Origin of the sequence: Microbacterium sp. MYb54 (assembly GCF_002979515.1) — a bacterium.
In the GTDB taxonomy this organism is placed as follows: domain Bacteria; phylum Actinomycetota; class Actinomycetes; order Actinomycetales; family Microbacteriaceae; genus Microbacterium.
The window spans coordinates 21,680-48,485 of sequence record NZ_PCPA01000015.1 but is presented as its reverse complement, the minus strand read 5'-3'; the positions used below and the strand labels follow the sequence as shown (position 1 = coordinate 48,485).

At 67.7% G+C, this 26,806-nt stretch carries 22 protein-coding genes and 1 pseudogene; 15 read left to right on the top strand and 8 right to left on the bottom strand.

The annotated features are described in order from the left end of the window. Positions 1–116: 116 nt before the first annotated feature. Genes CQ040_RS15135 through hisD (CQ040_RS15125) form a run of 3 tightly spaced genes read right to left on the bottom strand, consistent with a single transcriptional unit; the run spans position 117 to position 2,955 of the window. The gene (locus CQ040_RS15135) at positions 117–872 is read right to left on the bottom strand and encodes an HpcH/HpaI aldolase/citrate lyase family protein (RefSeq protein ID WP_105527577.1); all 756 of its coding nucleotides are present in this window, start codon (positions 870–872) and stop codon (positions 117–119) included. Beyond that, on the bottom strand, positions 872–1,630 hold the full coding sequence (locus CQ040_RS15130) for an SDR family NAD(P)-dependent oxidoreductase (protein WP_105527576.1): 759 nt from the start codon (positions 1,628–1,630) through the stop codon (positions 872–874). Before CQ040_RS15130 ends, CQ040_RS15135 begins: the two co-directional genes overlap by 1 nt. Then, positions 1,627–2,955 carry a histidinol dehydrogenase gene (hisD, locus tag CQ040_RS15125; protein ID WP_105527575.1) on the bottom strand — a complete coding sequence of 443 codons (1,329 nt, stop codon included), beginning with the start codon at positions 2,953–2,955 and terminating at the stop codon, positions 1,627–1,629. The genes CQ040_RS15130 and hisD (CQ040_RS15125) overlap by 4 nt, the downstream gene beginning before the upstream one ends. 101 nt (positions 2,956–3,056) lie before the next feature. Here hisD (CQ040_RS15125) and CQ040_RS15120 point away from each other — a divergent pair, with 101 nt between their 5' ends. The 4 genes from CQ040_RS15120 (at position 3,057) to CQ040_RS15105 (ending at position 7,263) form a co-directional block, all read left to right on the top strand. Then, positions 3,057–4,058: a LacI family DNA-binding transcriptional regulator gene (locus tag CQ040_RS15120; protein WP_105527574.1), complete on the top strand. Its 1,002-nt coding sequence runs from the start codon at positions 3,057–3,059 to the stop codon at positions 4,056–4,058. A 156-nt stretch (positions 4,059–4,214) separates the two neighbouring features. Continuing rightward, positions 4,215–5,195, top strand: coding sequence for an ester cyclase (locus CQ040_RS15115; protein ID WP_105527573.1), 981 nt, complete (start codon positions 4,215–4,217; stop codon positions 5,193–5,195). Between the two features lie 21 nt (positions 5,196–5,216). Continuing rightward, entirely contained in the window at positions 5,217–6,386 is a 1,170-nt protein-coding gene (locus CQ040_RS15110) for a cupin domain-containing protein (protein ID WP_105527572.1), read from the top strand. 58 nt (positions 6,387–6,444) lie between these two features. Then, the gene (locus CQ040_RS15105) at positions 6,445–7,263 is read left to right on the top strand and encodes a nitrilase-related carbon-nitrogen hydrolase (RefSeq protein ID WP_219844733.1); all 819 of its coding nucleotides are present in this window, start codon (positions 6,445–6,447) and stop codon (positions 7,261–7,263) included. A gap of 165 nt (positions 7,264–7,428) precedes the next feature. On the opposite strand, the gene CQ040_RS15100 is transcribed toward CQ040_RS15105, so the two are convergent. Further along, positions 7,429–8,355: a LysR family transcriptional regulator gene (locus CQ040_RS15100; RefSeq protein WP_219844732.1), complete on the bottom strand. Its 927-nt coding sequence runs from the start codon at positions 8,353–8,355 to the stop codon at positions 7,429–7,431. A 76-nt stretch (positions 8,356–8,431) separates the two neighbouring features. Between CQ040_RS15100 and hisD (CQ040_RS15095) the strand changes: the two genes are divergently transcribed. Further along, positions 8,432–9,766, top strand: a complete 1,335-nt coding sequence (gene hisD / locus CQ040_RS15095) for a histidinol dehydrogenase (protein WP_105527569.1) — start codon at positions 8,432–8,434, stop codon at positions 9,764–9,766. A 74-nt stretch (positions 9,767–9,840) separates the two neighbouring features. Here the strand turns inward: hisD (CQ040_RS15095) and CQ040_RS21055 are convergent, their stop codons facing one another. After that, positions 9,841–12,453 carry a hypothetical protein gene (locus tag CQ040_RS21055; protein ID WP_105527568.1) on the bottom strand — a complete coding sequence of 871 codons (2,613 nt, stop codon included), beginning with the start codon at positions 12,451–12,453 and terminating at the stop codon, positions 9,841–9,843. 345 nt (positions 12,454–12,798) lie between these two features. Between CQ040_RS21055 and CQ040_RS15085 the strand changes: the two genes are divergently transcribed. Together CQ040_RS15085 and CQ040_RS15080 are read left to right on the top strand one after the other, a co-directional pair. Beyond that, on the top strand, positions 12,799–19,215 hold the full coding sequence (locus CQ040_RS15085; RefSeq protein WP_105527567.1) for a DUF11 domain-containing protein: 6,417 nt from the start codon (positions 12,799–12,801) through the stop codon (positions 19,213–19,215). Positions 19,216–19,396: 181 nt separating this feature from the next. After that, the gene (locus CQ040_RS15080; protein ID WP_105527566.1) at positions 19,397–20,023 is read left to right on the top strand and encodes a hypothetical protein; all 627 of its coding nucleotides are present in this window, start codon (positions 19,397–19,399) and stop codon (positions 20,021–20,023) included. Between the two features lie 142 nt (positions 20,024–20,165). Here the strand turns inward: CQ040_RS15080 and CQ040_RS15075 are convergent, their stop codons facing one another. Together CQ040_RS15075 and CQ040_RS15070 are read right to left on the bottom strand one after the other, a co-directional pair. Continuing rightward, complete coding sequence (locus CQ040_RS15075; RefSeq protein ID WP_105527565.1) at positions 20,166–20,918, bottom strand: SDR family NAD(P)-dependent oxidoreductase; 753 nt, start codon at positions 20,916–20,918, stop codon at positions 20,166–20,168. 119 nt (positions 20,919–21,037) lie between these two features. After that, the gene (locus CQ040_RS15070) at positions 21,038–21,526 is read right to left on the bottom strand and encodes a MarR family winged helix-turn-helix transcriptional regulator (RefSeq protein ID WP_105527606.1); all 489 of its coding nucleotides are present in this window, start codon (positions 21,524–21,526) and stop codon (positions 21,038–21,040) included. A 129-nt stretch (positions 21,527–21,655) separates the two neighbouring features. Here CQ040_RS15070 and CQ040_RS15065 point away from each other — a divergent pair. From CQ040_RS15065 to CQ040_RS15030, 8 genes and pseudogenes are all read left to right on the top strand, one after another. Next, a pseudogene (locus CQ040_RS15065) lies at positions 21,656–22,447 on the top strand (SDR family NAD(P)-dependent oxidoreductase). Between the two features lie 211 nt (positions 22,448–22,658). Further along, positions 22,659–23,162 carry an Asp23/Gls24 family envelope stress response protein gene (locus CQ040_RS15060; protein WP_028503924.1) on the top strand — a complete coding sequence of 168 codons (504 nt, stop codon included), beginning with the start codon at positions 22,659–22,661 and terminating at the stop codon, positions 23,160–23,162. Next, positions 23,159–23,347, top strand: a complete 189-nt coding sequence (locus CQ040_RS15055; protein WP_028503923.1) for a DUF2273 domain-containing protein — start codon at positions 23,159–23,161, stop codon at positions 23,345–23,347. The genes CQ040_RS15060 and CQ040_RS15055 overlap by 4 nt, the downstream gene beginning before the upstream one ends. After that, entirely contained in the window at positions 23,347–23,742 is a 396-nt protein-coding gene (locus CQ040_RS15050; protein WP_028503922.1) for a hypothetical protein, read from the top strand. The genes CQ040_RS15055 and CQ040_RS15050 overlap by 1 nt, the downstream gene beginning before the upstream one ends. Further along, on the top strand, positions 23,739–24,320 hold the full coding sequence (locus CQ040_RS15045) for a DUF6286 domain-containing protein (protein ID WP_105527564.1): 582 nt from the start codon (positions 23,739–23,741) through the stop codon (positions 24,318–24,320). Before CQ040_RS15050 ends, CQ040_RS15045 begins: the two co-directional genes overlap by 4 nt. Beyond that, on the top strand, positions 24,320–24,934 hold the full coding sequence (locus CQ040_RS15040; RefSeq protein WP_105527563.1) for a hypothetical protein: 615 nt from the start codon (positions 24,320–24,322) through the stop codon (positions 24,932–24,934). The genes CQ040_RS15045 and CQ040_RS15040 overlap by 1 nt, the downstream gene beginning before the upstream one ends. 78 nt (positions 24,935–25,012) lie before the next feature. Next, positions 25,013–25,282, top strand: a complete 270-nt coding sequence (locus CQ040_RS15035) for a GlsB/YeaQ/YmgE family stress response membrane protein (protein WP_105527562.1) — start codon at positions 25,013–25,015, stop codon at positions 25,280–25,282. A 103-nt stretch (positions 25,283–25,385) separates the two neighbouring features. Next, positions 25,386–26,327 (top strand): diacylglycerol kinase family protein, encoded by a 942-nt coding sequence (locus CQ040_RS15030; protein ID WP_105527561.1) that lies wholly within the window; start codon positions 25,386–25,388, stop codon positions 26,325–26,327. On the opposite strand, the gene CQ040_RS15025 is transcribed toward CQ040_RS15030, so the two are convergent. Next, entirely contained in the window at positions 26,311–26,793 is a 483-nt protein-coding gene (locus CQ040_RS15025; protein ID WP_105527560.1) for a DUF6326 family protein, read from the bottom strand. The two genes, CQ040_RS15030 and CQ040_RS15025, sit on opposite strands and share 17 nt — an antisense overlap. Positions 26,794–26,806: the final 13 nt, after the last annotated feature.

Below are 26,806 nucleotides of genomic sequence, written 5' to 3'. Positions count from 1 at the left end.
GTGCTCATCGCGTGGGGCGGAGAACTCCTCGTCGGGAGGACGGATGCTTCGCAGGCATCCTCCCGACGAGGAGAACTCCGCCTGACCCGGCGCGGCGGGCGGGCGGGCAGCGGCGGTCAGCGTGCGGGCGACGCCAGGTCGGTCAGGTGCACGAGCAGTGACGAAGCCAGGTTGTAGACGACGAGGTCGGCGCCCGTGGCGAAGGCGGCATCGGCCGCGGCTCTCGTGCCGACGATGTCCATCCGCAGCGAGCCGGCGGCAGCGAGGGCCGCGTGCACCGTGGAGATCGCCTCCGCAACAGGCCGGTCGTCGGGGGTCGAGCTCGCGGCGAGGTCGGCGGGGCCCACCATGATGCCGTCGAGTCGTGGCGTCGCGACGATCTCCTCGACGTTCGACACGCCCCGCGGCGACTCGATCATGCCGAGGACCAAGGTGTTCTCGAGCCACCAGTCGCGGTGCTCGGCGGGGTCGACCTGGCCGAACCGCCCGGCACGGCTGTAGGTCGCGAAGCCACGACTGCCGACCGGCGGGTACAGCGAGGCGTCGACGAGGGCCTCCGCGTCTTCGGGGGTGTCGAGGTGCGGGGTGAGAACACCCTCCGCACCCTGGTCGAGCACCCGCAGGATCTGCCCACGGTCGCCCTCCCCGACCCGGACGACCGTCGGCACCCCGTGCACGGCCGCGACCGCGATGTGCTGACGCAGCGCGACGATGTCGGCCGGCCCGTGCTCGCAGTCGATCAGCACGAAGTCGAACCCGGCGACGGCGAGCATCTCGACGAGCTCCTCCGACGGCATCCGCAGCAGCGCGCCGATCAGCTTCTCGCCCTCGTTCGCTCGCTCCCGCAGCGAGGCGCGATCGCGCGAGGCCATCACGCCACCATCCCGGCCGAGAGATCGACGTCAGCGCCGCACATGCCGGGCATCCCGAGCATCGCGACGACGGCCTGGCCGACCTCGGCCTCGGTGACCATGCGTCCGAGCGCGGCGCGCGAGACGAAGGCCTGCTCGGCGTCGTCGATGCTGGAGCCGGAGCGTTCGGCCTCGAGGCGGAAGTTCCGTTCCATCCGGGGGCCTGCGACCGGACCAGGCGAGAGCGAGTTCACCCGGACACCGGCGGGGCCGACCTCGAACGCGAGCGTCGAGGTCAGTCCGATCACGGCCATCTTCGACGCGCAGTACGGGGTGCGGTGCGCGAGCGGGCGCTTGCCCGAGACCGAGGCGACGTTGATCACGTCGCCGTCGCCGCGCGCGATCATTCCCGGCAGCAGCGCTTTGCAGAGCAGGAAGGTGCCGCGCACGTTCACGTCGAACACCTCGTCCCAGTCGTCCACGTCGATGTCGGTGAGCGCGGCGACCGGGCCAGGGATACCGGCGTTGTTCACGAGGATCGAGACGTCGGTGCCGTCGAGCGCTTCGCGCAGGGCCTCGACGGAGGCCGCATCCGACACATCGCACGACAGCCCGCGCGCCCTCGACCCGAGCTCGGCCGCGACCGCGGCGAGCTTGCGCTCGTCGCGGCCGACCAGGATGACCTCGGCGCCGGCGGCGTGCAGCGACCGGGCGATGGCCGCCCCGAGTCCGCTGCCGCCGCCGGTGATCACGGCACTGCGGCCGGTGAGGTCGGTCATCGTGATTCCGCGCCGACCGCGTGGCTCTCCTCGATCCAGGCGAACTCCGTGCCGGCGTGGCGCCAGGCGCGGGCATCACCGGAGCGTGCGTGCCCCTCGAACAGCTCGACCCGCGCAGCGCGACCGCAGACAGCGCCGAGCTCGGCGGACGACGCGGTGTTCTGCACCTCCTGGTAGGTCACGGTGCGCAGGTACTTGCCGACCCACAGCCCACCCGTGTAGCGGGCGGCGCCGAGCGTCGGCAGCACGTGGTTGGTGCCGATGACCTTGTCGCCGTAAGAGACGCAGGTGTTCTCGCCGAGGAAGAGCGCGCCGTAGTCGTGCATCTTCGTGAGCGCCTCGCGCGGGTTCTCGGTGAAGATCTGCACGTGCTCGAAGGCGAAGCCGTCGGCGATGCGGTACGCCTCGTCGAGGTCGTCGGCCACAATCACCTGGCCCCAGTCGCGCCAGGCGGGACCAGCGTAGTCACGCGTCGGCATGCCGGGGAGGATCTTCTCGATCCAGTCGATGACCTCCTCTGCGAGCTGCTGCGACGTCGTCACGAGCACGGCGGGGGAGTCGGGTCCGTGCTCGGCCTGCGACAGAAGGTCGACCGCCGTGAAGAAGGGGTCGGCGTGCTCGTCGGCGACGATCAGGATCTCGGTGGGGCCGGCGAACAGGTCGATGCCCACCTCGCCGAACAGCTGACGCTTGGCCTCGGCGACATAGGCGTTGCCAGGGCCGGCGATCATGTTGACGGGCTCGATCGAGTCGGTGCCGACGGCCATCGCCGCGACCGCCTGCACGCCGCCGAGGAGGTAGATCTCGTCGGCGCCGGCCATCTTCATGGCGGCGACGGTGGCGGCGGGGATCTCGCCGCGGATCGGCGGGGTGCACGCGACGACACGGGGGACGCCGGCGACCTTGGCGGTGATGATCGTCATGTGCGCGGATGCCGTGAGCGGGTACTTGCCGCCGGGGATGTAGGCGCCGGCGGCCTGAACAGGCACGTGCTTCTGCCCGAGGAAGACACCGGGCAGCGTCTCGACTTCGATGTCGACCAGCGAGTCGCGCTGTGCCTGGGCGAAGCGCCGCACCTGCGACTGCACGAACTCGATGTCGGCGATGACCTGTTCGGGGAGGGTGCCGATGATCTCGGTGATCTCGTCCTCGGACAGGCGGTACGAGTCGCGGCTCCAGTTGTCGAACTGCTCCGCGTACCGCCGAACGGCGACGTCGCCGTTCTCGCGGACGTCGCCGATGATCGTCCGAACACGCTCGGCGACATCCTGCTGAGCGGTGTCCGCGAACGTCTTCGTCGGCGCGGTCTTCAGATGCAGGGGCATGGCCCGTCCTTTCATTGCATACGTATGTGCTGATTATGACCGCGTATGCATTCCGGCGTCAAGGGCAGTAGAATCCCCAGGAATCGAGGGGGAGGCGTCGAATGGTCGTCACGAGTCGTGATGTGGCCCGGTTGGCGGGCGTCTCTCAGCCGACGGTGTCGCGAGCGCTGCGCGACGATTCGCGGGTCTCCGACGCCACCAAGCTCCGCGTGCGCGAGGCCGCTCAGCTGCTCGGCTACGTGCCGAGCGAGGCGGGTCGGGCGCTCTCGTCCGGTCGCACGCGGCGCATCGGCCTGCTGCTCACCGACCTCGACAACCAGTTCTATTCGCACATCATCGCCCCGGTGCACCGCGAGCTCGAGGAGCTCGGCTATCAGCTGATGCTGCAGACCGAGAGCGCCGACAACGACACGGTCGTCGAGAGGCTCGTCGCGAACGGACTCGACGGCGTGATCCTCGCGACCACCACGGTGGATTCGGTGGTGCCGCTGCGCCTGCGGGACCGCGGCCTGCCCTTCGTATACTTCAACCGCACGGGCGCGATGGTCGATGCCGACGCCACGGTCGTCGACCCGGTCCCCGGGTATCGGGAGGCGGTGGCGCGGGCGGTGGAGCTCGGGCATCGACGCGTCGCAGCGGTTCTCGGCCCGAGCAATACCAGCACGGCACAGAGTCGGGAGGCGGCCCTGCGCGACGCCCTTCTCGCGAACGGCCTCGCGTTGAGCGAGGGCGACACGCGCCGGGTGCCCTACGACGCCGCCGAGGGCGAGGCGGCTGCGGCCGAGCTCCTCGCGGCGGACCCCCGCGCGACGCTGCTGTTCTGCGGCAACGACGTGGTCGCATACGGCGCGCTCAACGCCGCCCATCGTGCGGGGCTGCGGGTTCCGGATGATCTGTCGATCATCGGCTTCGACGATCTGCCTGAAGCGGCCTGGCCGCTGATCGACCTCGCGACCGTCGGCTACGACATCGCCGGCATGGCACGCGCCGCCGCCGGCCTCATCGTGCGTCGGATCGAGGATCCGACGGCAGAGCGCGAGAGCACCCGCTTCGGGTCGGCCTTCGTTCCGCGGCGCACTCTGGCGGCCGCGCCCTCGCACTGAGCTCGCGACCGCGCGCCCCGCGGCGTTCGGTCCAGCGATGATCACGTGTGCGCTGAGATGGCTCTTGCGCCTCGCTGTGCATACGCATACACTGACGAAAACGAGGCCTGCGATCACGGATGAACCGCAGACTCTGATCTCGAAGGAGCGAAAAGCGTGTCTCTCGACCCGGTTGCCTATCTGCCGTACAAGGACCCCGACGACTTCATCCGCGAAGTCACCGACCTCATCTGGGTCGATCGGTCGATCCACTACATCCGTGAGAACTACGAGCCCGACTCGATCGTGCATGGCGGTCTCGGTACGTCCTCGAACCGCGATGAGGTGATCGAGGGATCGCTCATGCGCATCTCGGCGACCCCCGATCGCACCGGCCAGGCCGAAGACGTCATCTGGGAGCAGCGCGGCGACGACGCGTTCCTCAGCTCGCACCTCGTGCTCTCCGGTCACCTGCAGACCTCGGAGTTCAGCCGTACGATCGCCAACTGCCTGTACCGCCGAGGCCGCATGGTCGAGGAATGGGTCGTCCGTGACACCCTCGCCGGCCCGCTCGCCCGGGGCGAGGATCTCGACGAGGTCGCCAGGGCGCAGACCTTCCGCGGCTTCTCCGGTTCTTGGAACGAGCCCGCCCCCGTCGACCCGATCGCGAAGGGCGACTCCGGTGTCCGCCCGGATGAGTACCGCTCCGAGGTCGAGACCGTGATCGATCTGATCAAGACCGTGTGGAACGACCGAGACCTGCAGAAGGTCGAGAAGTTCTTCGAGCGCGACCTCGTGCTCCTGACGGTCGGCAACCGCCTGGTCATCCGTCCGGAGGGCTACCGTCGGGCGCTGTTGCGCTTTCTCGAGTCGTTCCCCGGCGGACAGTTCGAGATCCGTGACGTCCAGACCAACTACGACGTGCGGTACGCGGGCCTGCGCGTCGCCGTCGTGTGGAAATTCGTCGGGGACTACAACGGCGCCCCGAACTACGGTCCCCTCACCGGCAAGCCCGTCGACGTGCTCGGTATCTCGCAGTTCACGTTCCACAACGGTGCCCTCGTCAAGGAGGTTCGCCTGTGGGACGACATCGCCCTTCGAGCCCAGATCCAAGGCCAGCGAGACGACGAGCCCGTCGCTTTCGCCAACATCTACTGATTTTCTGAAGGAGAAAAAGAAATGAGCAACGCCATCGTCGACGCGGGCGACGTCATCGTCGACGCGAACGAGATCGATCGACGGACGATCCGCCGCACCGATTGGGTGCCCTGCAACTCGGCGTTCATCGACTGCCGCACGCCGGGGTCCGACCGCAAGGAGAACTACGCCTTCATCGGCGCCGGGGTCTCCCAGAACGCGAACCAGTACGTGAACCTCGAGGAGAACCACGGGTTCAACACGGGCGCGGCCGGCATGCCCAACGGCATCTCGAACAACCTGCACCTGCACTTCACGGCCGAGGTGTTCATCAACCTCGGCGGCGAGTTCCGCCTCCGTTGGGGTGTGGACGGCAAACAGGGCGAGTACATCAGCCACGACGGCGACATCGTGACCATCCCGACCTGGATCTTCCGCGGGTTCACGAACGAGGGACCGGACGAGGGCATCCTCTACACAGTGCTCGGTCGCGACGACAACGGTGGCATCATCTGGGGCCCGTCGGTGCTGCGCGAGGCGGAGTCCTACGGCCTGCACCTCACCGCCGACAACCAGTTGATCGACACGGTCGCGGGCGACGTGCTGCCCGACGACGTCGCACTGATCACGCCGATGAAGCAGCACTACATCGACGAGCTCACGACGTTCACGGTCGAGGACATGCGCTCGCGCGTGATCCAGCCCGGTGATCGCAAGTACTCCGCAGCCGCGCTGCTGTGTGCAGCGGTCGAGGGTGGTCGCGTCGAGCTCGCCACTGCGATCGGCTACGGCATGAGCGAGAACCGCCGCCAGGCGCCGAACGTGCACGAGCCCCACTCCTTCAACCTCGCGTGGGTGAAGGCCGAGCCCGGCCAGGGCGTGCTGCGCCACCGTCACGACAAGACGCAGGCGCTGCTGTTCAAGACCGGTCGCTGGGAGGTCACGCTGAACGACGACTCGACGACGACCGTGAACCTCGGCCCCGGCGACGCCTTCTCGGTGCCGGAGGGCGCCTGGCGCTCGTACACCTGCGTCGAAGGCGACGAGAGCGGCACCGGCACGGTGCTCGTGATCAACGGCGGTGACGACCGCGTCTACCTCGAGTGGGCACCGGAGGTCGTCGAGGCGGCCGCTGCGGCCGACTGGACGATCGACCCCAACGGCTACCTCGCACCGCTCGGAGTGATGGTGACCGCCACCGAGGATGACTGAGAACCACGGAGCGCGAGGGGCCGATGGCTCCTCGCGCTCCGGCGTCTCCACTGCCACCGTGTCTACCGCTCCACTCTCAGCCGTCGAGATCAGGGCCATGGCCCTTTCGCCGGAGATCGTGCTCGGCGACGTAGACGGCAACCTCGCCCGCATCCGGGATGCTGTCGCGGCAGCCGCCGCGCGGCGGGCTCGGCTCATCGTGCTGCCCGAGCTCGCCACGAGCGGCTACGTGTTCGCCGATCGGGATGAGGCGTGGGAGGCGGCGATCGCCGCCGACGATGATCGTTGGGATGCTGTGCAGGAGGTCATCCCCGACGATGCGGTCGTCGTGGTCGGCTACGCGGAACGGGCCAACGACGAGCTCTTCAACACCGCCGCCGTGCTCACGCGCACCGCGCGTCTGGCCGACTACCGCAAGTCGCATCTGTGGGGCACCGAGACCCTCGTCTTCGACCGCGGGTCGGAGGCCGGCATCGTGGTCGACGCTCCCTTCGGCCGGCTCGGTGTGGCGCTCTGCTACGACAACGAGTTCCCCGAAGTGCCGCGGAAGCTCGCGCTCGCCGGGGCCGACGTCCTGGCGCTGCCCGTGAACTGGCCGCTCGTGTCGCGGCCGGAGGGGGAGCACGCCCCCGAGCTCATCCAGGCGATGGCCGCCGCTCGATCGTCACGGCTCCCGGTGGTGATCGCCGACCGTTGGGGGTCGGAGCGGGGCGTCGACTGGACCGACGGCACCGCGATCATCGATGAGCAGGGATGGATCGTCGCCTTCCGCGCCGTGATGGGTGCCACCGCGCAGCTGTCGCTCGCCGCCGCCCGGGACAAGGCGCTGGCTCCGCACAACCACCTCTTCGAGGACCGTCGGGCCGAGCTGTACTGAGTCTCTGCGTGGTGCGGAGTCTCTGCGTCGTGCTGAGTCTCTGCGCGGCGCGTCGTCTTTGCGTCGTGCGTCGTGCGTCGTGGGAGGAGAACTCGGCGTCGGGAGGAGCCTCCGGACGCCAAGCTCCTCCCAACGGCGTGAAGTCCTCCTGACCGTGAGGGGTGTTCAGCCGAGCGGAGTGCGTCCACGGTGCTCGGGAAGCCGCTCGCGCAGCATCCGTTCCGCCAGTTCGGCGAGCCGCTGCGTCGCCGGGGACAGCAGCATCCCTTCGCGTTGCACGAGCGCGATCGTGTCGTGCATCGGCTCGGCGAACGGGAATGTGCGGATGCCGGCGGGGAAGCCTTCGGCCTCGGCGATCGAGCGCGAAACGATCGTGTCGGCCGTGCCGGCGGCGACCAGGTCGAGCGCGGTCTCGACGTGCTCGACCTCGATGGCCGGCTCTATCGAGAGCCCCTGCAGGCGGGCGCGTTCGAGCAGCTGCCGACGGGTCGGGTCATCCCAGCCGGCGAACGCGTCATAGAGCACGAGCTTCGCCTCGACGACCTCGTCGATCGTCACGGAGCCGGCGCCCGGTTCGCGCGTGGCTGAGGCGTAGAGCACCTCGTCGCGGAACAGCGGGCGAACCTCCAGTCCGTCTTCGTCGACCGGCAGCACGAGCAGTCCTGCCTCCAGCTCGCCGTTCGCGATCGAGCGCGCGACGTGCGCGGAGTTGATGCCCACCAGGCGCAGTCGCACGTTCGGGTGGCGGTGATGGAAGGTCTCGGCCAGGTCGGCGAGGGCGTAGTACGCGGCGTTGCGCAGCACCCCGAAGGTGCAGGTGCCGCGATCGAGCGAGGTCAGCGCCTGGATCGTGTCGATGCCGTTCTGCACCGCGCTGACGGCCTGGGTTGCGTGCGGGCGCAGTTCGAGCGCGGCCGTGGTGGGCACGAGTCGGCGGCTGCCGCGTGTGAACAGGGCGACGCCGAGCTCGCGTTCCAGGCGTGCGACGAGCTCGGAGACCGACGCCTGCGTCATCTCGAGGTGCACGGCCGCGGCGGTGAACGAGCCGTGTTCGAGGGCTGCCAGGAAAGCGGTCAGCTGGGTGATGGTCACAGCCAATGGTAAACCCGATGGAAAGGTATGTATCATCAGGCTTGTCGGATGGCTGCGGCGGATCTAGCCTTCCTGCATGCGTTACTCCTCAGCAGTGCTCGCCCGCTTCGACGGCGCGTTCCATCACCTCAAGACTCCGCTCATCGACGCACCGGCCGCCCAGAGGGATCCGGCCGTGATCGACACGGTCACCACGATGCTCGCCGACATCCGCGAGCGCGGCATGGACGCCGTGCTCGACTACGCCCGAAAGCTCGACAACTACCAGGGCGCCGACATCGAGCTCACCGCCGAGCAGATCGCGACCAGCGGCGACCGCCTCGCCCCCGATCTCCGTGCCGCGATCGAGCTGGGCGCCGAGCGCACACAGTCGTTCGCGCGCGCCTCACGGGAGCACCTCACCGACTTCGAGACCGAGTTCGTGCCCGGCATCGTCACCGGTGCCAAGTACATCCCCGTCGCCCGCGTCGGCGCGTATCTGCCGGCCGGACGCTTCCCGCTCACCGCGAGCGCATTCATGACGGTCGGTGTCGCGAAGGCGGCCGGCGTCCCCACGGTGATCGCCTGCACGCCGCCGCAGCCCGACGGGGGAGCGAACGATGCGGTCGTCTATGCCGCGTACCTCTCCGGTGTCGACCGGGTGTTCGTGATCGGCGGCGTGCAGGCACTCGCCGCGATGGCGTACGGGCTGCTCGGTGAGCTGCCCGTCGACATGCTCGTCGGGGCAGGCAATGCGTTCGTCGCCGAGGCCAAGCGGCAGCTGTTCGGCACCGTCGCGATCGACCTGCTCGCGGGGCCCAGCGAGGTCGCCGTGATCTCGGACGAGACGGCCGACCCCGAGCTCGTCGCGGCCGACTTGCTCGGTCAGGCAGAGCACGGGCCGAACTCGCCGGCCGCTCTCGTCACCACTTCGGAGGAGCATGGTCGTGCCGTGATCGCCGCGATCGACCGGCAGCTGGAGACCCTGGCGACCGCCGAGATCGCAGGAGCCGCATGGCGCGACTACGGCGTCGTGACCGTGGCGAAGGACCGCGAGACGGCCGTCGCCCTCATGGACGACCTGGCTCCCGAGCACCTGGAACTGCTCACCGCCGACGACGACTGGTACCACGAGAATCTGCGCAACTACGGCTCGATCTTCCTCGGCCCGTGGAGCACGGTCGCCTACTCCGACAAGGGCATGGCCGGCACGAACCACGTGCTGCCGACGGCGGGGGGAGCCAAGCACAGCGCCGGTCTGTCGGTCTCGCGGTTCCTGAAGCCGCTGACCTATCAGCGCATCACCCGGGAGGCGACGCCCGAGCTGGCCAACGCCGTGCAGGTCATCTCCGACTCGGAGGGCATGGCGGCGCACAGTGCGACCGCGACCCTGCGCCTGGCCGCGCTCGATGCGGCCTCGGTGGTCGGCTGACCCATGCGGCATCTTTGATGCCGCATGCCCGTCGCAGAGCGGAGTTCCGGATGGCGGATGGGGATCCACGTCGCTCACTGCTGTTGTTCGAGCAGACCCAATCTCTGTGCGCGCGCCAGCGCCGATGCCCGGTCGCTCACGCCGAGCTTCCCGTAGATGCTCACGGTCTGCTTCTTGATCGTGTTCACCGAGAGGGTCAGCGCCTCAGCGATGACGGGAATGGTGTCGTGGAGGAGCATCTGCCCCAGCACCACCTCTTCCCTCGATGTGAGGGCGATGAGCTCGCCGCTTTCCGGGTAGCCGCCTCGGACCGTGCCGAGCAGCGCCTCCTCCTCCGGCCGCAGCGTGATTCCGCTGAGCTGGAGGAGGAGGTCGCGAATTCCGGCCGGCATCCGTGCGTGGGGCGCGAGCGTGTTCGCCTTCTCTGCGAGTTCATGCGCATGCGCAAACGCCTTCACGGCATCCGCGGGGTGTCCCAGAGCGAGGTCAGCGGTCGCGGCGATCAGAAGCAGGTCGATCCGATCACGGGGCGTCGTCCCTGTCCGCCACGCGCCCGCACCGGCGAGGCTGTGCGCCCCGGCGGCGTTCCCGGCGATGAGTTGGAGGCGCGCCCTCGGTACGGCGAGCCATGGCCCATCCGTTTCCACCTCCGCCAGATGCCTCTGGGCGCGGTGGAGCTCCCCGAGTGCGAGGAGGAGGTCAGCCGTGCATCTGTCGACGATGCGTCTTGCGGCGCTGTCAGCCCGTAGCACCTCAGGATGAGACGCCGCGAGGCTCTTCAGCGTGGCCAGTGCCCCCATAGGCTCGCCGAAGAGAAGGGCGTGCTCGACCATCGCACTCGCGAGAAAGGCCCACATCTCGATCGGCTGTTCCGGATCCCCCGCCAGCAGGAGCGCCTCAGCGGCCCCTTCCTCGTCCAGTCTGTCGAGCGCACGATGGATGCGGGCTATCCGTGCGGGGAGCGCGACGAGGTGCGCGACCCACTGGTCAGCCATGTCGAACCGGCTGTGCTGGACGAGCCAACGTTCTGCCTTGATGGGTTCCCCATCGAGCGCGTGGATGAGCGCGAGCTGTGCGGAGGCGTTCGCTGCGACGAAGTTCGTCTCGACCCGGGCGGAGGCGCTGAAGGCGCGCGCCGAGATTTCGGTGGCGCGCGTGGTCTGCCCCGCCAGAAGGCACGTCATCGACCATTGCATGAGAAACCATGCGAGCTGCGCGGCCGACGGCTCGGGCTCGCCCAGCGTCCGCCGAGTGATTCGCTCGGACTCGACGCGCAACGCGACCTCGAGAGCCTCGCGGAGGAGGCCGTCCGAGCGCAGTGAGACCATTCCGGCTGAGGCCGCTCCCAGAGCATCATCCACCGAGGTCGTCGAGCTCAGTTGGTTCAGCCTCCGCTGCCCCGCCGTCGCATATGCGCGGATCAGGACCGATCGTTCCTCCTCATCGGGATGATTCATCAGACTGCTCACGACCGCTACGGGAATCACCAGCGAGGGGAAGGCATCCACGACCTTCGTGGGGATATGGCCGTACGCACCGATCGCCGCAGCCCGGAACTCGAACGTGAGCCGCAGCGCGTGCTTCGCGTAGAGATGGGCGAGGAAACCCCAGTCCTCCCCGCGCCGAGCGTGCAGGAGCGCCTCACCGAGCGACTGCGCCTCCCCCTGTTCTGCGAAATGAACGGCGAGTTGCCGATGCACCTCTTTCGCCTCACGCGGGTACTGCGCCTCGTAGGAATCGACCAGCTCGCGGCGAATCGGGGCTGGGAATGCCCACCTTCTCGCACCTTCATTCCGCATCGGTTCAAGAAGCCCCGCACGCTCCAGTCCGTCGAGCATTTCGCGCGTCGGCATCGTCAAGGGAGCGCGCTTGTGTACCGTCACCTTCAGCCCCAGAAGGAGTTCGGCCCGTGCGGCCGTGATCGTCTCGGGGAGGGACAGAAGCCCGAGCTGTACCGGGAAGGCGGCCTCATCGACGTCAGGCAGCACGACTGCGCGAATGAAGCGACGCGCGCGCTCGCTCAGCGAGACCGCGTCCCCTGTGCGTCTGCTGTCGAGGGCAAGCTTTGCCGGGGTGAGCCACCCACCCACAAGGCCATGGAGCTGTCGTGCCTCATCCACACTGAGAGGGTGCCCCCAAGCGCGCGCGAGTTCGACGAGTTCGAGGGGGTCCGCCGCCAGATCGCCCGCAGACAGCACATCGATCTCGATTCGCCGGCCCTCCGCAGCGGCGATGAGCGGATGCCGAACTCGGCTGATCACGACGACGTGCAGCATGAAGTCATGATCGAGCAGCGCGCAGAGATCGTCGATCGCCCGGGCATGCGTCAGGTGGTGGGCGTCGTCGATGACGACGATCAGGCGTGCTCGCGCCGTTCGATGGGCTTTCGCCTCCTGCAGCACGGCATCGAGCACGTTCTCCGAATCGCCCGTGGCGGTTGCCGTCACCCACAACACGGTCGCCCCACGCGACTGCTGACCCCGCGCCCAGGCGCCGACCAGAGCAGTCTTCCCGAAGCCGCTCATCGCATGCAGCACCGTAACTGCGGCGAGCCGGTCGAGCCTCTGAACCAGACGCTCACGCGTGACCAAAGCGGCTGCCAATCGGGGGACCCGAAAAGGAGGAAGACCGCGCTCCTTCGCGTCGGTGGCTGCCTCGACCACCGACTCCGGCATCGCCGCTGACATTGCTCTCCCCGCCTGCACGCCGTCCAGCGCCGCTCGCCACTTTCCACGCTCAGAGTAGCCGAACCGATGTCACGCTCAGCGCCGCCCGTCCCGGTTCACCGCCCGGACTTCCCATGGTTCGGTCCGACCCGACTCGCGGCAGCACCTCTTCGTGATCCGCGGGATGGACCAACCCGTGGACCAAATACGAGCAGAACCCTCTTCTGGCATTCATCCCACCCCTTTGATGGTGACTGGCTCCCTCATCGGAGGCCGCACATTTCTCTGAGGGAGACCACGCTCATGCGCGCGCACAGATCGATACCGACCGGTAGCAACGGGGTCTGGGGGCGTTGGGTGAGGCTCATGGCCGCTGTGGCCACCGGTGTCGTCCTCGCGACATCACTCACCGGGATGGGCCTTCTCTTCGGAGGGCAGAGCGCACAGGCCGTAACTCAAGGCTCCAGTGGCGCGAACCTCACCGGGTTCGGTGACGAGACCGCCCGGTTGGGAACCAACACGTTCTACGCATACGTGAAGGCCGGAGAGACCATCAACGCCAACGCGACGAGATTCTCCGGCGCTGGACTCAACTCCACGTTCCGTCTGGTCGATCAGGCGGGCACGAACCGCGCACTGAACACGAATCACACAGCGACCGCTGATGGCGTCTGGGCGTTCACCGCCTCCAACCCCGCCGGCCAGGTCGGCGACCGCTATTACAACTGGTCCGTCACGGTCCGCGCGAGCGGAGTCGAGAAGCCCGGACGCGTGTGGTCGAACGAGTACAAGATGAACAACGTCAACTCGGCCGCCAGCCCGCTGCTCAATTTCTGGGCCGTGAACAACGTCGGCTACGTCTACAAACTCGACCTCACCAACTACAACGGCATCAACTCGGCTGTCCAGGCGAGCGCTTCAGGCAACCCCATCTCGGCAGCCGACTGCGCGGTTCCGAGCTACCAGTCCAGGGTCACCGCGGGCCTCGCTGCCTCGTGTTCCGAGCCCTACAGGCTGTTCTTCGAAGCGCCTGCAGCCGACCTGCCGCAGACTGCCGTCAGCGCGTCGGGCCCTCTCACCGTGATGCCGACACCGCTCACAGAGGCCGAACTCACCGTCTCCGACCTTGCCTTCACCGCGACCTCGGGCGGTTCGAATGCCGGCACGTTCGGCTGGACGATGCCTGCTCGCTTCTCCGGCTCCTACACGCTCGACATCGACACGAACGGCAACGGCATCTACGGCGAGCCCGTCGACCGCTCCATCCTGATGGGGGCCGACGGCAAGAACTTCGCCGAGACCTACGATTTCGACGGCCTCGACGGCACGGGAGACGCGATCGCCGACTGCCAGCTCATGAACGCGCGAGTGCACTTCGACAAGCTCGGCGAGATCCATATCCGGCAGGAGGACGTGGAGGGCCGTGACGGCATCCGGCTCACTCGTCTGAACGGACCGAATGCACCGAACTCCACGCTCTACTGGGACGACACCGCGCTCGCCGAGCCGCGCGCCAACAGCACTCCGGTCAAGGACGGTCGTGCCGGGACGAACAGCAATGTCGGCCAGGGCGTGCACGGTTGGGCTTTCAACGGGAACTCGTGGGGCAACAACACCTCGATCGACGACTGGAGCTATGCCGCCGTCGACACCACCGGCCAGGAGATCGCCATCGGCGGCCGTTGCCTCGAGCTCTCGAAGACCTCTTCCGCACCTGCACAGGTGCACCCGGGCGACACCGTCACCTACACGATCACGGTGACGAACGCCGGTGTCGTCGACTATACGGATGACGCCCCGGCGCGCATCGAGGACGACCTCTCCGGCGTGCTCGACGACGCCACCTACAACGACGACGCCTCGAACGGCGCGACGGTGGACGGCGCGCTCCTCCAGTGGTCCGGCGCACTCGCCGTCGGAGAGACGAAGACCATCACGTACACGGTGACTGTCAACGACCCGGCGACGGGAGACCGCATCATGGGCAACACCGTGGTCGATCCGACCGGGGGCGGCACCTGCACCACGGTCGACGGGTGCACGACGAACAACCCGGTCCAGACGTACACGGTCAACAAAGCGGTCGACAAGACCGACGTCCTGCCCGGCGACGTCCTCACTTACACCGTGACCGTGACCAACACAGGTCAGGCCGCGTATACGACGGCCGCACCCGCGACGTTCACCGACGACCTGGCCGCCGTGCTCGACGACGCCACCTACAACGAGGATGCGACGGACGGTGCGAGCGTCACGGCAGAGAAGCTGATCTGGTCCGGTGCCCTCGACATCGGCGAGACCAAGACGATCACGTACTCGGTGACGCTCGGCGACCCGGTGCCAGGAGACCGTACCCTCACCAACGCGGTCCTGCCCGACGCCACGATCGGCGGGAGCTGCGACGTCACGTGCGTCACCACCACGACCGTGAGCTCCTTCCAGGTGCACAAGACCGCGTCGACCTCGACGACGCTCCTGGGCGGCGTCGTCACCTACACGGTGACCGTCGTCAACACCGGCACCACGGATTACACGACCGACCGACCGGCGAGCTTCAGCGACGATCTCGGAGCAGTGTTCGACGACGCCGCGTACAACGACGACGCCACCGAGGGTGCGACCGTCAACGGCAACACACTCACCTGGGCGGGTCCGCTCGCGATCGGTGAGACGAAGACGATCACGTACTCGGTCACGGTCAACAGCCAGATCACCGGCGATGCGATCCTGACCAACGTCGTGGTTCCCGATGAGACGGGTGGCGGCACCTGCACGACGACCGCCGAGTGCACGACGACGACCACCGTCAACGCATTCACCACAGCGAAGTCGGTCTCTGCGACCTCGGTCGTCCCCGGTGATGCGCTCACCTACACGATCACCGTCACGAACATCGGTGGCGGCGCATACACCGATACCGCACCGGCATCGTTCGTCGACGACCTCTCGGCTGTCCTCGACGACGCCGTGTACAACGACGATGCCGACAACGGTGCCGTCTACGACGCCCCCTCGCTCTCCTGGGCCGGCGCCCTCGCCATCGGCGAATCGAAGACGATCACCTACACGGTGACGGTCAACGACCCGGCGACCGGTGACGGAACCCTCAGCAACGCGGTGGTTCCCGACCCCGCGACCGGCGGGCAGTGCGCCACGGCCGAGGACTGCGTCACCAACACGCCGGTGCAGTCGTTCAGCGTCTTCAAGGAGACGTCCGCGACGAGCGTGGTCGCCGGCGACGTCGTGCCTTTCACGATCACCCTGACGAACACCGGTCAGACCGCCTACACGACGGCTGCACCGGCATCGTTCACGGATGATCTGAGCGACGTGCTCGATGATGCCGTCTACAACGGCGACGCCGACAACGGTGCTCTCTACACGGCGCCGACGTTGTCGTGGTCCGGTCCGCTCGCTGTCGGAGAGACCATCACGATCTCCTACTCGCTCACGATCAACGACCCCGTCACCGGCGATCAGCGGCTGAAGAACACGGTCGTCACCCCTGACGGTTCCGGCGGCAGCTGCCCCGCGGACGGCAACAACCTCGACTGCACAGCGCAGGTCCCCGGGCAGTCGTACACGGTCGCGAAGAGCGCATCATCGAGTTCGGTGCACCCGGGTGACGATGTCACCTACACGGTCACCGTCACCAACTCCGGTGCCGTCGACTACACGGACGTGGCCCCCGCCACGTTCACCGACGACCTCTCCGCCGTGTTCGACGACGCGACGTACAACGACGACGCATCCGGCGGAGCCACCATCACCGGTACGACGCTGGCCTGGTCCGGTGCTCTCGCGGTCGGTGAGACCGTGACCATCACGTACTCCGTGCAGGTCAATACACCGCAGACCGGCGACGGCATCCTCACGAACGCCGTCGTTCCCACCACCCGCGGTGGTACCTGCGACCCCGAAGCCGAATGCATCGCGACCACCACGGTCGCCTCGTACACCGTCGCGAAGAGCTCCGACGTGGCATCGGTCGTCCCTGGTGGTGTGGTGACGTACGCGGTCACCATCACCAACACGGGCCAAGCCGATTACACGACGGCAGCACCCGCGACTCTCACGGATGACCTGTCCGGTGTGCTCGACGACGCGGTCTACAACGATGACGCCACGAACGGTGCCAGCGTGACCGGGTCGACACTCACGTGGTCCGGTCCGCTCGCGATCGGTGAGTCCGCGACCGTGACCTACTCGGTGACCGTCGGCACCCCGCCTGCCGGAGACCGCACACTGCACAACGTCGTCGTCCCGGGCGACAACGGTGGCAGCTGTGCCGCGGAGGGCGACTGCGAGACCACCACACCGGTCAGCTCGTTCACGGTCGCCAAGACGGCGTCCACCGCGACCGTGCTTCCGGGTGCGACGGTCACCTACACGGTGACCGTGACGAACACGGGACAGACCGATTACACGGAAGCGGCACCCGCCGCATTCGCGGACGATCTGTCGGCCGTTCTCGATGACGCGAGCTACAACGACGATGCCACCGGCGGCGCGACCGTCACGGGCACGACCCTCGCATGGTCCGGCCCACTCGCCGTCGGCGCCACCGAGACCATCACCTATTCGGTGACGGTCGGATCACCGGCGACGGGAGACCGGACGATGACCAACGTCGTCGTCCCCGACCCCACTACGGGCGGATCCTGCACCACGGCCGACGAGTGCACGACGACGACTCTCGTCCAGAGCTACTCGGTCCTGAAGACGGCCTCGGCCACGACTGCGGTGGGCGGCGACACCGTCGTCTACACCGTGACCGTCACCAACACGGGAGCCGTCGCCTACACGACCGCGGCGCCCGCCTCGATCACCGACAACCTCGCCGGTGTGCTCGATGATGCGACGTACAACGACGACGCATCCAACGGTGCGACGGTGGACGGCAACATCCTCACCTGGACCGGTCCGCTCGCTGTGGGCGCTTCCACGACAATCACCTATTCGGTGACGGTCAAGGCCCCCTCGTCCGGCGATCACAGTCTGGTCAACACGGTCACCACGCCTCCGGGCAGCGGCGGCGAGTGCGAGACCTGCGGCACCGTCACGCCCATCGCAGCCTTCACGGCGCTGAAGGCTAGTGATTCCGACGCGGTCATCCCCGGAGCCGTCGTCACGTACACGATCACTCTCACCAACACGGGAGCGGTCGACTACACGGAGGAGAACCCCGCGTCCTTCACCGACGACCTGTCCGGAATCCTCGACGACGCGACGTACAACGGCGATGCGACCAGCGGTGCCGCCTACACGGCGCCCGTGCTGTCCTGGTCCGGGGCGCTGCCGATCGGCGAGACGGTGACCATCACCTACTCCGCGACCGTCAATGCACCCGCAACCGGTGACGGAACGATGGCGAACACCGTCGTCACCCCGCCCGGCATCGGTGGCTCGTGCGAATCGGGTTCGACGAATCCCGAGTGCTCCGTGAGTCTCCCCGGCCCACGGCTCGCTCTCGCCAAGACGCAGTCGACGGACTCCGTGCTCGCCGGCGACACGGTCACCTACACGGTGACCGTCACCAATGTGGGAGACGCCGACTACACGACGGCATCACCCGCGGCCTTCACGGACGACCTGTCTGCTGTCCTCGATGACGCCACCTACAACGATGACGCGAACAACGGCGCGACTGTGACCGGTGCCGTGCTCTCCTGGACGGGGCCGCTCGCGGCCGGGGCGACGACCACGATCACGTACTCCGTGACGGTGGACGCACCGCTCAGAGGTGACCGCGTGCTCACGAACGTGGTCTCCACGCCGCCGACGATCGCGAGCAACTGCGTGATCGGCTCGACGGATGCCGACTGCACGACGACCGCCCGGGTCGCATCGTTCACCACGGCGAAGGTCGCCGATGTGTCAACGGCAGCCCCGGGCGACACGGTGACGTACTCGGTCACGGTCGTGAACACCGGCCAGGTCGCCTACACGGGCGCTGCTCCCGCGGCCTTCACAGACGACCTGTCTGCGGTGCTCGATGATGCCACCTACAACGAGGATGCCTCGGGCGGCGCGACGATCTCCGGGGCGACGCTCACCTGGAGTGGCCCGCTCGCGGTGGGGGCCAGTACCGTCATCACCTATTCCGTGACGCTCACGACACCGGCGACGGGCGACCGTTCGCTCGTCAACGTCGTGCTCCCGGATGCCTCCGCCGGCGGCGAATGCGCTACCGAGGGTGGCTGCACCGTGACGGTCCCTGTCTCGTCCTACGACGTGACGAAGGTGGTCTCCGTGACGAAGGCGAAGGCCGGTGGTGTCGTGGCCTACACGATCACCGTCACCAACACCGGTCAGGTCCCGTTCACGGACGCTGCTCCGGCGACGTTCACCGACGACCTCGGCAACGTGCTGCGGGCGGCGGATTACAACGACGATGCCACGGCGACGACGAACGGAAAGTCGACGAACGCGGGGACGACGAGCTACAGCACGCCCGTGCTGGCATGGTCCGGTCCGCTCGCGGTGGGCGCAACCGCCGAGATCACATACTCCGTGACGGTCAAGAACCTGAAGGACGGCGCGAACCTGCACAACCTCGTGGTCGTGCCGGCGAGCTCCGGTTCCGGTTGCGTCGTCGGATCCGGTGATCCGGCGTGCGCGGCCGACACCCTCGTCGACCCCCCGGTGTCGACCAACCCGGGCGGTCCGCTCGCGATCACGGGTGCTGAGTCCGGTCTGCTGATCGCGCTCGCCACGATGCTCCTCGCCGCAGGGGCGGGCATCCTGTTCGCTCGCAACCGCAAGCGGGTGAGCGCCAGCTGAGCGACGAGCAGGCGGTGAGGTCGACGACCTGACCGACGGTCTGGCGTCGCGCCCCCACGGCGACGGCGAACGACCAGACGGGGCAGAGCCGCCCGAGGCTCTGCCCCGTCGCAATGCCCGCAGGGCGCGGATGCAACGAATGCGGCCGTGGAACACCACGGCCAGGACCAGGAGAACACCGATGCGCATCGTGACCCGAGTCATCCTCAGCCTCTGTCTGTTCGGCACTTCCTTGCTCGGAGTGGCGAACAGCGCCGCCGTCGCGCCGTCGGGGCTTTCGGTCCACATCGACGACAGCGTCACGGAGGTCGATGCCGCACAAGAGCTCGTCTACACGGCCCAGCTGCGAAACACCGGCGCCGCAGCCGTCGATGCGACGGTGGTGGTGACGGTTCCCGACTATCTCGAGGTGACGTCTGTCGAAGGAAGCGATGCCGAGGGCGTCGTCGACGGCGGCACGGCCACCTGGCCCGTCTCTGTGGGGCCGGGTGAGACCATCACGTTCGTGACAGCCGCCCTCGTGGGGACGATTCCGTCAGAGGAGCGCCGGGTCACGACGATCGTCAGCGTCTATCTCCCCACGCCGAACGGGGAAGACCGGGGCGCGCCCCTGATCCGCTCCGCCGACTCGAATCGGATCGTCGGGATCGATGACGCCGGTATGCGCACGGATGCTGCCGATCCCCCCACGTCGGGGGTGGCGACGTCCACAGTTCTGTTCGTGTCGGTCGGAGCCTTCTGCGTTCTTCTCGGGGCCGCCGCCTTCTTCTACGTCGCGTACAGGCGGAGCCGAGCGCCGCGGAAGTGACGCGTGACGCGGGAGGGAGGACGCTGCCGCCCACCCGTCGAGGAGCGTGAGCCGCGGCATCCGTTCCCCGGGTGCCGGCTGTGCAGCGAAGCGCCGGATGACGTGTGGTCATCCGGCGCTTCGCCATGCGTGCAGCCTGTCGTCAGAGCGCGGTGTATCCGCCGTCGACCAGGTGGTAGCTGCCGGTGACGAAGCTCGCGGCGTCGCTGGCGAGGAAGACGATGAGGTTCGCGACCTCGTCGGCCTGGCCCAGGCGTCCGATCGGGTGCTTGCTCACGAGGAAGTCCTTCGCCTCGTCGCCCATGTTCGCCAGCAACGGGGTGTCGATGAAGCCGGGGCCCACCGAGTTCACGCGCACGCCCTTCGCGGAGTACTCGAGCGCCGCCGACTTGGTCATGCCGACCACGCCGTGCTTGGCGGTGACATAGGCGGGGGAACCGGCGAAGCCGACGCTGCCGAGAATCGATGCGATGTTGACGACCGAGCCGCCGCCGTTCGCGAGGATCGAGGGGATCTGCGCCTTCATGTTGCGGAACACCGCGTTGAGGTTGATCGCGATGACCTTGTCCCACGCCTCGTCCTCGTACTCGGCCGTCGGGGCACTGGCGCCGCCGATGCCGGCATTGTTGACGCCGATGCGCAGTGGGGCGAGAGAGTTGGCGAGCTCGATCGAGGAGGCGATCCATGCGGCATCCGTCGCATCGCCGACCGATGCCTCTGCGGTACCACCGGCGGCGCGGATCTCTTCGACGACCGCGTTCGCGTGCTCCGCATTCAGGTCGTTGACCACGACCGATGCGCCGTTCTTCGCCAGCAGGAGGGCGGTCGAGCGTCCGATTCCGCTGCCTGCTCCCGTCACGATCGCCGAGCGGTTCGAGACGTCGTACTGAGCCACGAGTGACTCCACTTCCGGGCGGGCACGGTGCCGGGAGATCTTCTCGGACGGTCCGTCCTTCTCTCCAGCCTACGCCTGGAGTCGGGTGGTGGATTCACTTGAATGGAAAGCGCCGACGCCTATCGGGTGGGAGTCCAGAGCGGTTCGGGGGTCACCGCGCTGGAGATGCGTCGACTGGCGGAGCCCAGCTGTCGAGCCTGCGCGGTGGTGAGGTTGTCGAAGATCAGACGTCGCACCAGCGCGTGATGCCCTGGAGTGGATTCGGCGACCTTCGCGTGGCCTTCCTCGGTCAGGACGCCGAGGGTGAACCGACCGTCCGTCGCGTCGACCTCACGGCGAACCCAACCTTTGGACTCCAGCCGGGAGACGGCTCGGGAAAGCCGGGACAGTGTGCAGCTCGCGTAGGAGGCGAGGGTGCTCAGTCGCAGGCGTCGATCCGGAGCGGAGTCGAGGGCGAAGAGGATGCCGTGCTCGAAATGCGTGAGGGCGCTGTCTTCCTGCAGCTGGGCGTCGAGTGCGGTGGGAAGGCGCTCGAGCAGGGTGGCGATCGATGACCAGATCTCCAGCTGCTCCGGGCTCAACGGGGAGTCGGTCGGCTGCGCGGTCATGGGATCAGGATACGTCACCTGCACCGTTTCGCCCACGGGTTTGAGTTGCTCAAGCAACTGAAATAGGCGTAGTCTCACTTGCTTGAGCAAGTCAGAAGGCATCGATGCTGTCGGGAATCGGGAGTGGATATGGATCTGCAGTTGCGGGGTAAGACGGCGTTCGTCAGTGGTTCGAGTCAGGGGATCGGCTATGCCATCGCCTCTGCGCTCGCCGCAGAAGGCGTGAGCGTGGTGGTCAACGGACGCGACCGGGCCCGTGTCGATGCGGCGGTCGCGCGACTGAAGGGGGAACACCCGGAGGCGGACGTGTCAGGGCTCGTCGCCGACTTCGCGGAACCGGAACAGGTGGAGCGTCTTCTGGCAGAGATCGGCGAGGTCGACATCCTCGTCAACAACGTGGGGCTGTTCGGCCTCGCGGAGTTCGATTCGATCGCCGACGACGAGTGGGCGCGATACTTCGAGGTCAACGTCATGAGCGGCGTGCGGCTGTCCCGGCAGCTGCTCGGAGGGATGCTCTAACGAGGATGGGGGCGTGTGATCTTCATCAGCAGCGAGTCCGGCGTGAACGTCCCGGTCGACATGGTGCACTACGGCATGACCAAGGCGGCGATGCTCGCTCTGGGAAACGGTCTCGCGAAGCGCACCCGCGGTACAGGCGTGACCGTCAACTCTGTGCTGGGCGGCCCTACGTACTCCGACGGCGTCGCGGCGGCGGTGACGGCCGCGGCGGAGGATCAGGCGGTTCCGGTCGAGGCCATGAAGGCTTCTGTCATCGGTCAGAACACCACGTCTCTGATCGAGCGCTTCCTCGAGCCGGAAGAAGTGGCTGACCTGGTCGCATTCCTGGCGAGCCCTCGCGCGTCCGCGACGAATGGGGCGGCGCTGCGTGCGGACGGCGGGGTTCTCACTGCGATGCTCTGACGGCTGCGGCTGCGGCTGCGGCTGCGGCTGCGGCTGCGGCTGCGGCTGCGGCTGACCGCTCGACACTGCTCGCCGAGCGTTCGGAAGCTTCCCAAACCGATTCGTGAGGAATTCCGTCCCTCGTACGTCCTATCCGTGGAGCCCAGTAACGCTCCCCGGATCGCCTCATACGAGTGGTGCTTCCGGCCACACGAATCAGATAGGACCAGTCATGGCAACCGAGGACCAGAAGAACAGCACCGCCGCCACCGACGCTCCGGCAGCGCCGAAGTCGGCAGCTTCGACCGGACGTGTCGACCGCTCGTTCGCGTCGTCGCGTCTTCCCGGCGACGAGAACGCCGCAGGCAAGACGGTGATCGCCGATGGCGTCGTCGCCAAGGTCGCCGGAATCGCCGCCCGTGAGGTGCCCGGTGTCTACGCTCTCGGCGGCGGCGGAGCCCGCGCGTTCGGCGCCATCCGCGACGCCATCAACGCCACCGACCTGACGCAGGGCGTCAAGGTGGAGGTGGGCGACACCCAGGCCGCTGCCGACCTCACGATCGTCGTCGAGTACCCGGCGCCGATCCAGGATGTCGCGAACAACGTCCGCGCCGCCGTGGCCGGAGCGATCAGCCGTCTGGTCGGCCTGGAGGTCGTCGAGGTCAACGTCGAGGTCAACGACGTGCACCTGCCCGGTGACGACAACGATGACAACGAGGAGTCGCGAGTCTCATGACCCCGACCGTCGTCGGCGCCCTGAGCGGCGCCATCCTCGCCGTCTCCGCCCTCGTGTTCGGCTTCTGGGGATTCCTCCTCGTCGCCGTGCTCATGGGCGCCGGCGCCCTGATCGGTCGGATCGTGTCGGGCAAGCTCGACATCCGTGGCCTCGCCGACGCCTTCACGGGTCGGCGCACCTCGTAATGGCGATCACGACCGCACCCGCCGGCGGCGGCCCCTCGGGGGCTGCCGCCGGGGAGGCGCATCCCTACGCGGGTCGCGTCGACGTCGCCGAACGAGTGCTGCGGAAGGTTGCTCACGAAGCGGTCGCGACGACGGTCGGAGTGGGTCGCGGTGATGTGTCCGTCGACGTCGCCGAGTTCCGTGGCGGCATCGCCGTCCGCGCGAGCACTCCGCTGCCGATCCCGAACCTGGAGGACACCGCGGCGGTCGAGAACACGAAGCCGGTGCTGGAACGCATCGGCGACCTGCAGATCGAGCTCCGTGACGGCCTGTCCCGCCTTCTGGGGCGAGACATCACCCGCGTGAACGTCACGATCACCGGCGCGGTCATCCCCGAGCGAAAGAGAGTCTTATGAGCACCCCCGCACTGCGGAGAGTCGTGCGCCGAGAATCCCACTCTCCGCGGACCGTCGCGATGTTCGTCGCGGTGATCCTGCTGATCCTCGCCCTCATCTACGTCGGCGTCGAGATCGTCCTGTCGCTCCTCGCGCAGCCTGCGCTTCTGCTCGGTCCCGCCGACGCTGCTGCGTGGCTGGTCGGGATCCCCACTGCCACACCGCCGGCGCTCGTCGCCACGGGGGGCGCAGTCGTGGCGCTGATCGGACTGATCTTCGTCATCCTGGCAATCACCCCCGGGCGCCTGCCCAAGCACCAGATGACCTGGAACGACCGGGCAGTGCTGGTCGACAACGGCGTGCTCGCCGCATCACTCGCGCAGCACCTGAGCGCGGAGACCGGGCTCGCCCGCAATCAGATCACCGTCGGTGTCGCGCATCGCAGCGTCGATGTCACCGTTCGACCCGCAGGTGGCGAGCCGATCGAGCAATCCCGCGTGCGCAGCCTCGCCGAGGCGGAGCTTGCCACGTACCGGCTCGTTCCCCCCGTGAAGACCCGCGTCCGGGTCAACCGTCCCAAGGAAAGCGAGTTCGACTGATGAACAACACGAATCGCGCGGTGAATCGTCTCCTGCTGCTCATCATCGGGATCGTGCTGCTCGGAATCGGCGGTGCGGTGATCGCGGTCGGCGTCTGGCCTCAGGCGGCCGACGTGTGGACCGGCGCCGCACGGACCGCGGAAGGATGGCTCGGCCAGGCTCTCGAGACCACCCGCATCGGTGCGACCACGCTCACCTGGGTCGCCGTCGCAACCCTCGCAGCGCTCGTGCTGCTGGTGATCCTGCTCATCGTCGCTCTTGCCAGGATCGGTGGTCGCCGCTCGCACGCCGTGCTGCGCTCCGCCGGTCAGGAGAACCCTCTCGGGCGAGTGACAGTCAAGGATTCGTTCGCCTCCGATGCCCTGAAGAACTCCCTCGGGGTCAGGGGAGACATCCTCTCCACACATGTCGCGGCCAACGACATCCGCCGCGAATCCGTGATGCACGTCAGCATCACGCCACGGCAGAACACCTCGCCCAAGGACGTCGTCGAGCACGTCGACAGGCTCGTGACCAACCTCGCGACGCTCACCGGCCGTGATCTGCCGACCTACATCTCCATCCACTCCGGTCTGCGCGCGCGACTCGCCGCAGATCAGTCGCGCCTGTCCTGACCTGACGTCGGGCGGTGACCCGTGCTTCATCGCGGCCTCACGAGCTCAGGCGAGCTCATACACAGAACGGAAACACCCATGGGATTCTTCGGATTTCTCCTTCTCGGCCTCATCGCCGGGGCGATCGCAAAGCTCATCCTCCCCGGAAAGCAGGGCGGCGGCTGGTTCATCACCCTGCTGCTCGGCGTCGTCGGTGCGCTGCTGGGCGGATGGATCGGCGGCGTCATCTTCAACGCGCCCCTGCAGGAGTTCTTCTCGATCCAGACCTGGCTCCTCGCCATCGGCGGATCGATCGTGGTCCTGCTGATCTACGGCCTCATCGTCGGCCGCAAGTCCAGCAACAAGTAATAGACCGGTGAGGGGCGGGACTCCCCAGCGTCTGCCCCTCACCTTCCCGCGGATGCCGTGATGACCTTGCGGCACCGGCTCAGTCACGAAAGGGAGGCTCGCCATGAGCGCAGTCATCGCCGTCATCTGGAACCCGTCGAAGACCGAGAAGGGCGTGCTCGAAGCGGCCCTGGCCGAGTCTGTCGGCAGGCGCACCGCCAGGGAGACCGTCTGGTTCGAGACCACGGAGGACGACCCGGGGCAGGGCGCCGCAGCGCGAGCACTCGCCGCCGGGGTCGAGCTGATCGCCGTCGCCGGCGGAGACGGAACGGTGCGCGCGGTGGCCGAGCATCTCGCCGAGAACTCGGCTGACGTGGATCTCGCGATCATTCCGCTCGGGACAGGGAACCTCCTCGCGCGGAACCTCGATGTTCCCCTCGGCGATGTTCCTGCGGCGTTCGCCCGCGCTGTCCGAGGCGAGCCCAGGCCCGTCGATGTCGGTTGGGTCGAGGTCGCGCTCGATGGCACGACCGCACGGCACGCTTTCGTCGTGATGGTGGGCTTCGGCATCGATGCCCAGATGATCGCGGAGACCGATGATGACCTCAAGGCAAAGGCGGGCTGGCTCGCCTACGTCGAGTCTCTCGGCCGGGCGGTGTCGAACTCCGATGTCCTGAGCTTCCACATCACCCGAGACGACGAACCGGCGACCGACGAGGAGGGCCATACGCTCCTCATCGCCAACTGCGGCTCCATCCAGGGCGGGATCACCCTTCTGGCAGACGCCGACCCGTCCGACGGCGAGCTCGACTACCTGATCGTGAGCGCCGACAGCGTCGGGCAGTGGGCCGAGACGGCGAAGAGCATGCTCTGGGACAACGGCCTCAAGAAGCTGTTCACCAAGAGCGACGAGACGGTGAGCACCGAGACCATCGGCTACGGCCGGGCCAAGACCATCGACGTCACGCTGCCCGAACCCCGTGCCTTCCAGATCGACGGCGAGCACATGGGGGAGACCCGGGGATTCACCGTCACCATCCAGCCGTCGGCTATTCGGGTGAGGTGAGGAGGCCGGCCTCCGCAGCATCTGCGGCATCCGAGCGCGTTCGGGGCCAGGTCCAGGCAGAGCGCAGGATGAAGGCCAGGATCAGCACCTCGATTCCGATCGAGAGGATGTAGAAGAACGCCCAGTCCCAGGACTCCCCTGCCGCGTTGAACACCGAGTAGGGGATGTAGAGCGATGCGACGATGAGGTTCGTGGTGCGGCTGACACGGGCGGGCAGCGTCGCGGAGAGCAGCACCATCAGGGCGGGGATCGCCACGGACGTGAGCATGAGCGTCAACAACGGTGGGCTGATGTCGAACTCGAAGACGACGCCGGCGCGGAGGTTGTCGATGACGCCGGGCTTGTGCAGGTGGAAGTAGTCGACGTAGATGTACAGGAACATGAAGCTGGTCCAGGCCGCAGCGAGCGCCGTGCGCACCGGGATGCGCTGTTCGTCGAGTGGGGTGGGGCGTCGATGCGTTCTCATGGGGGACTCCTAG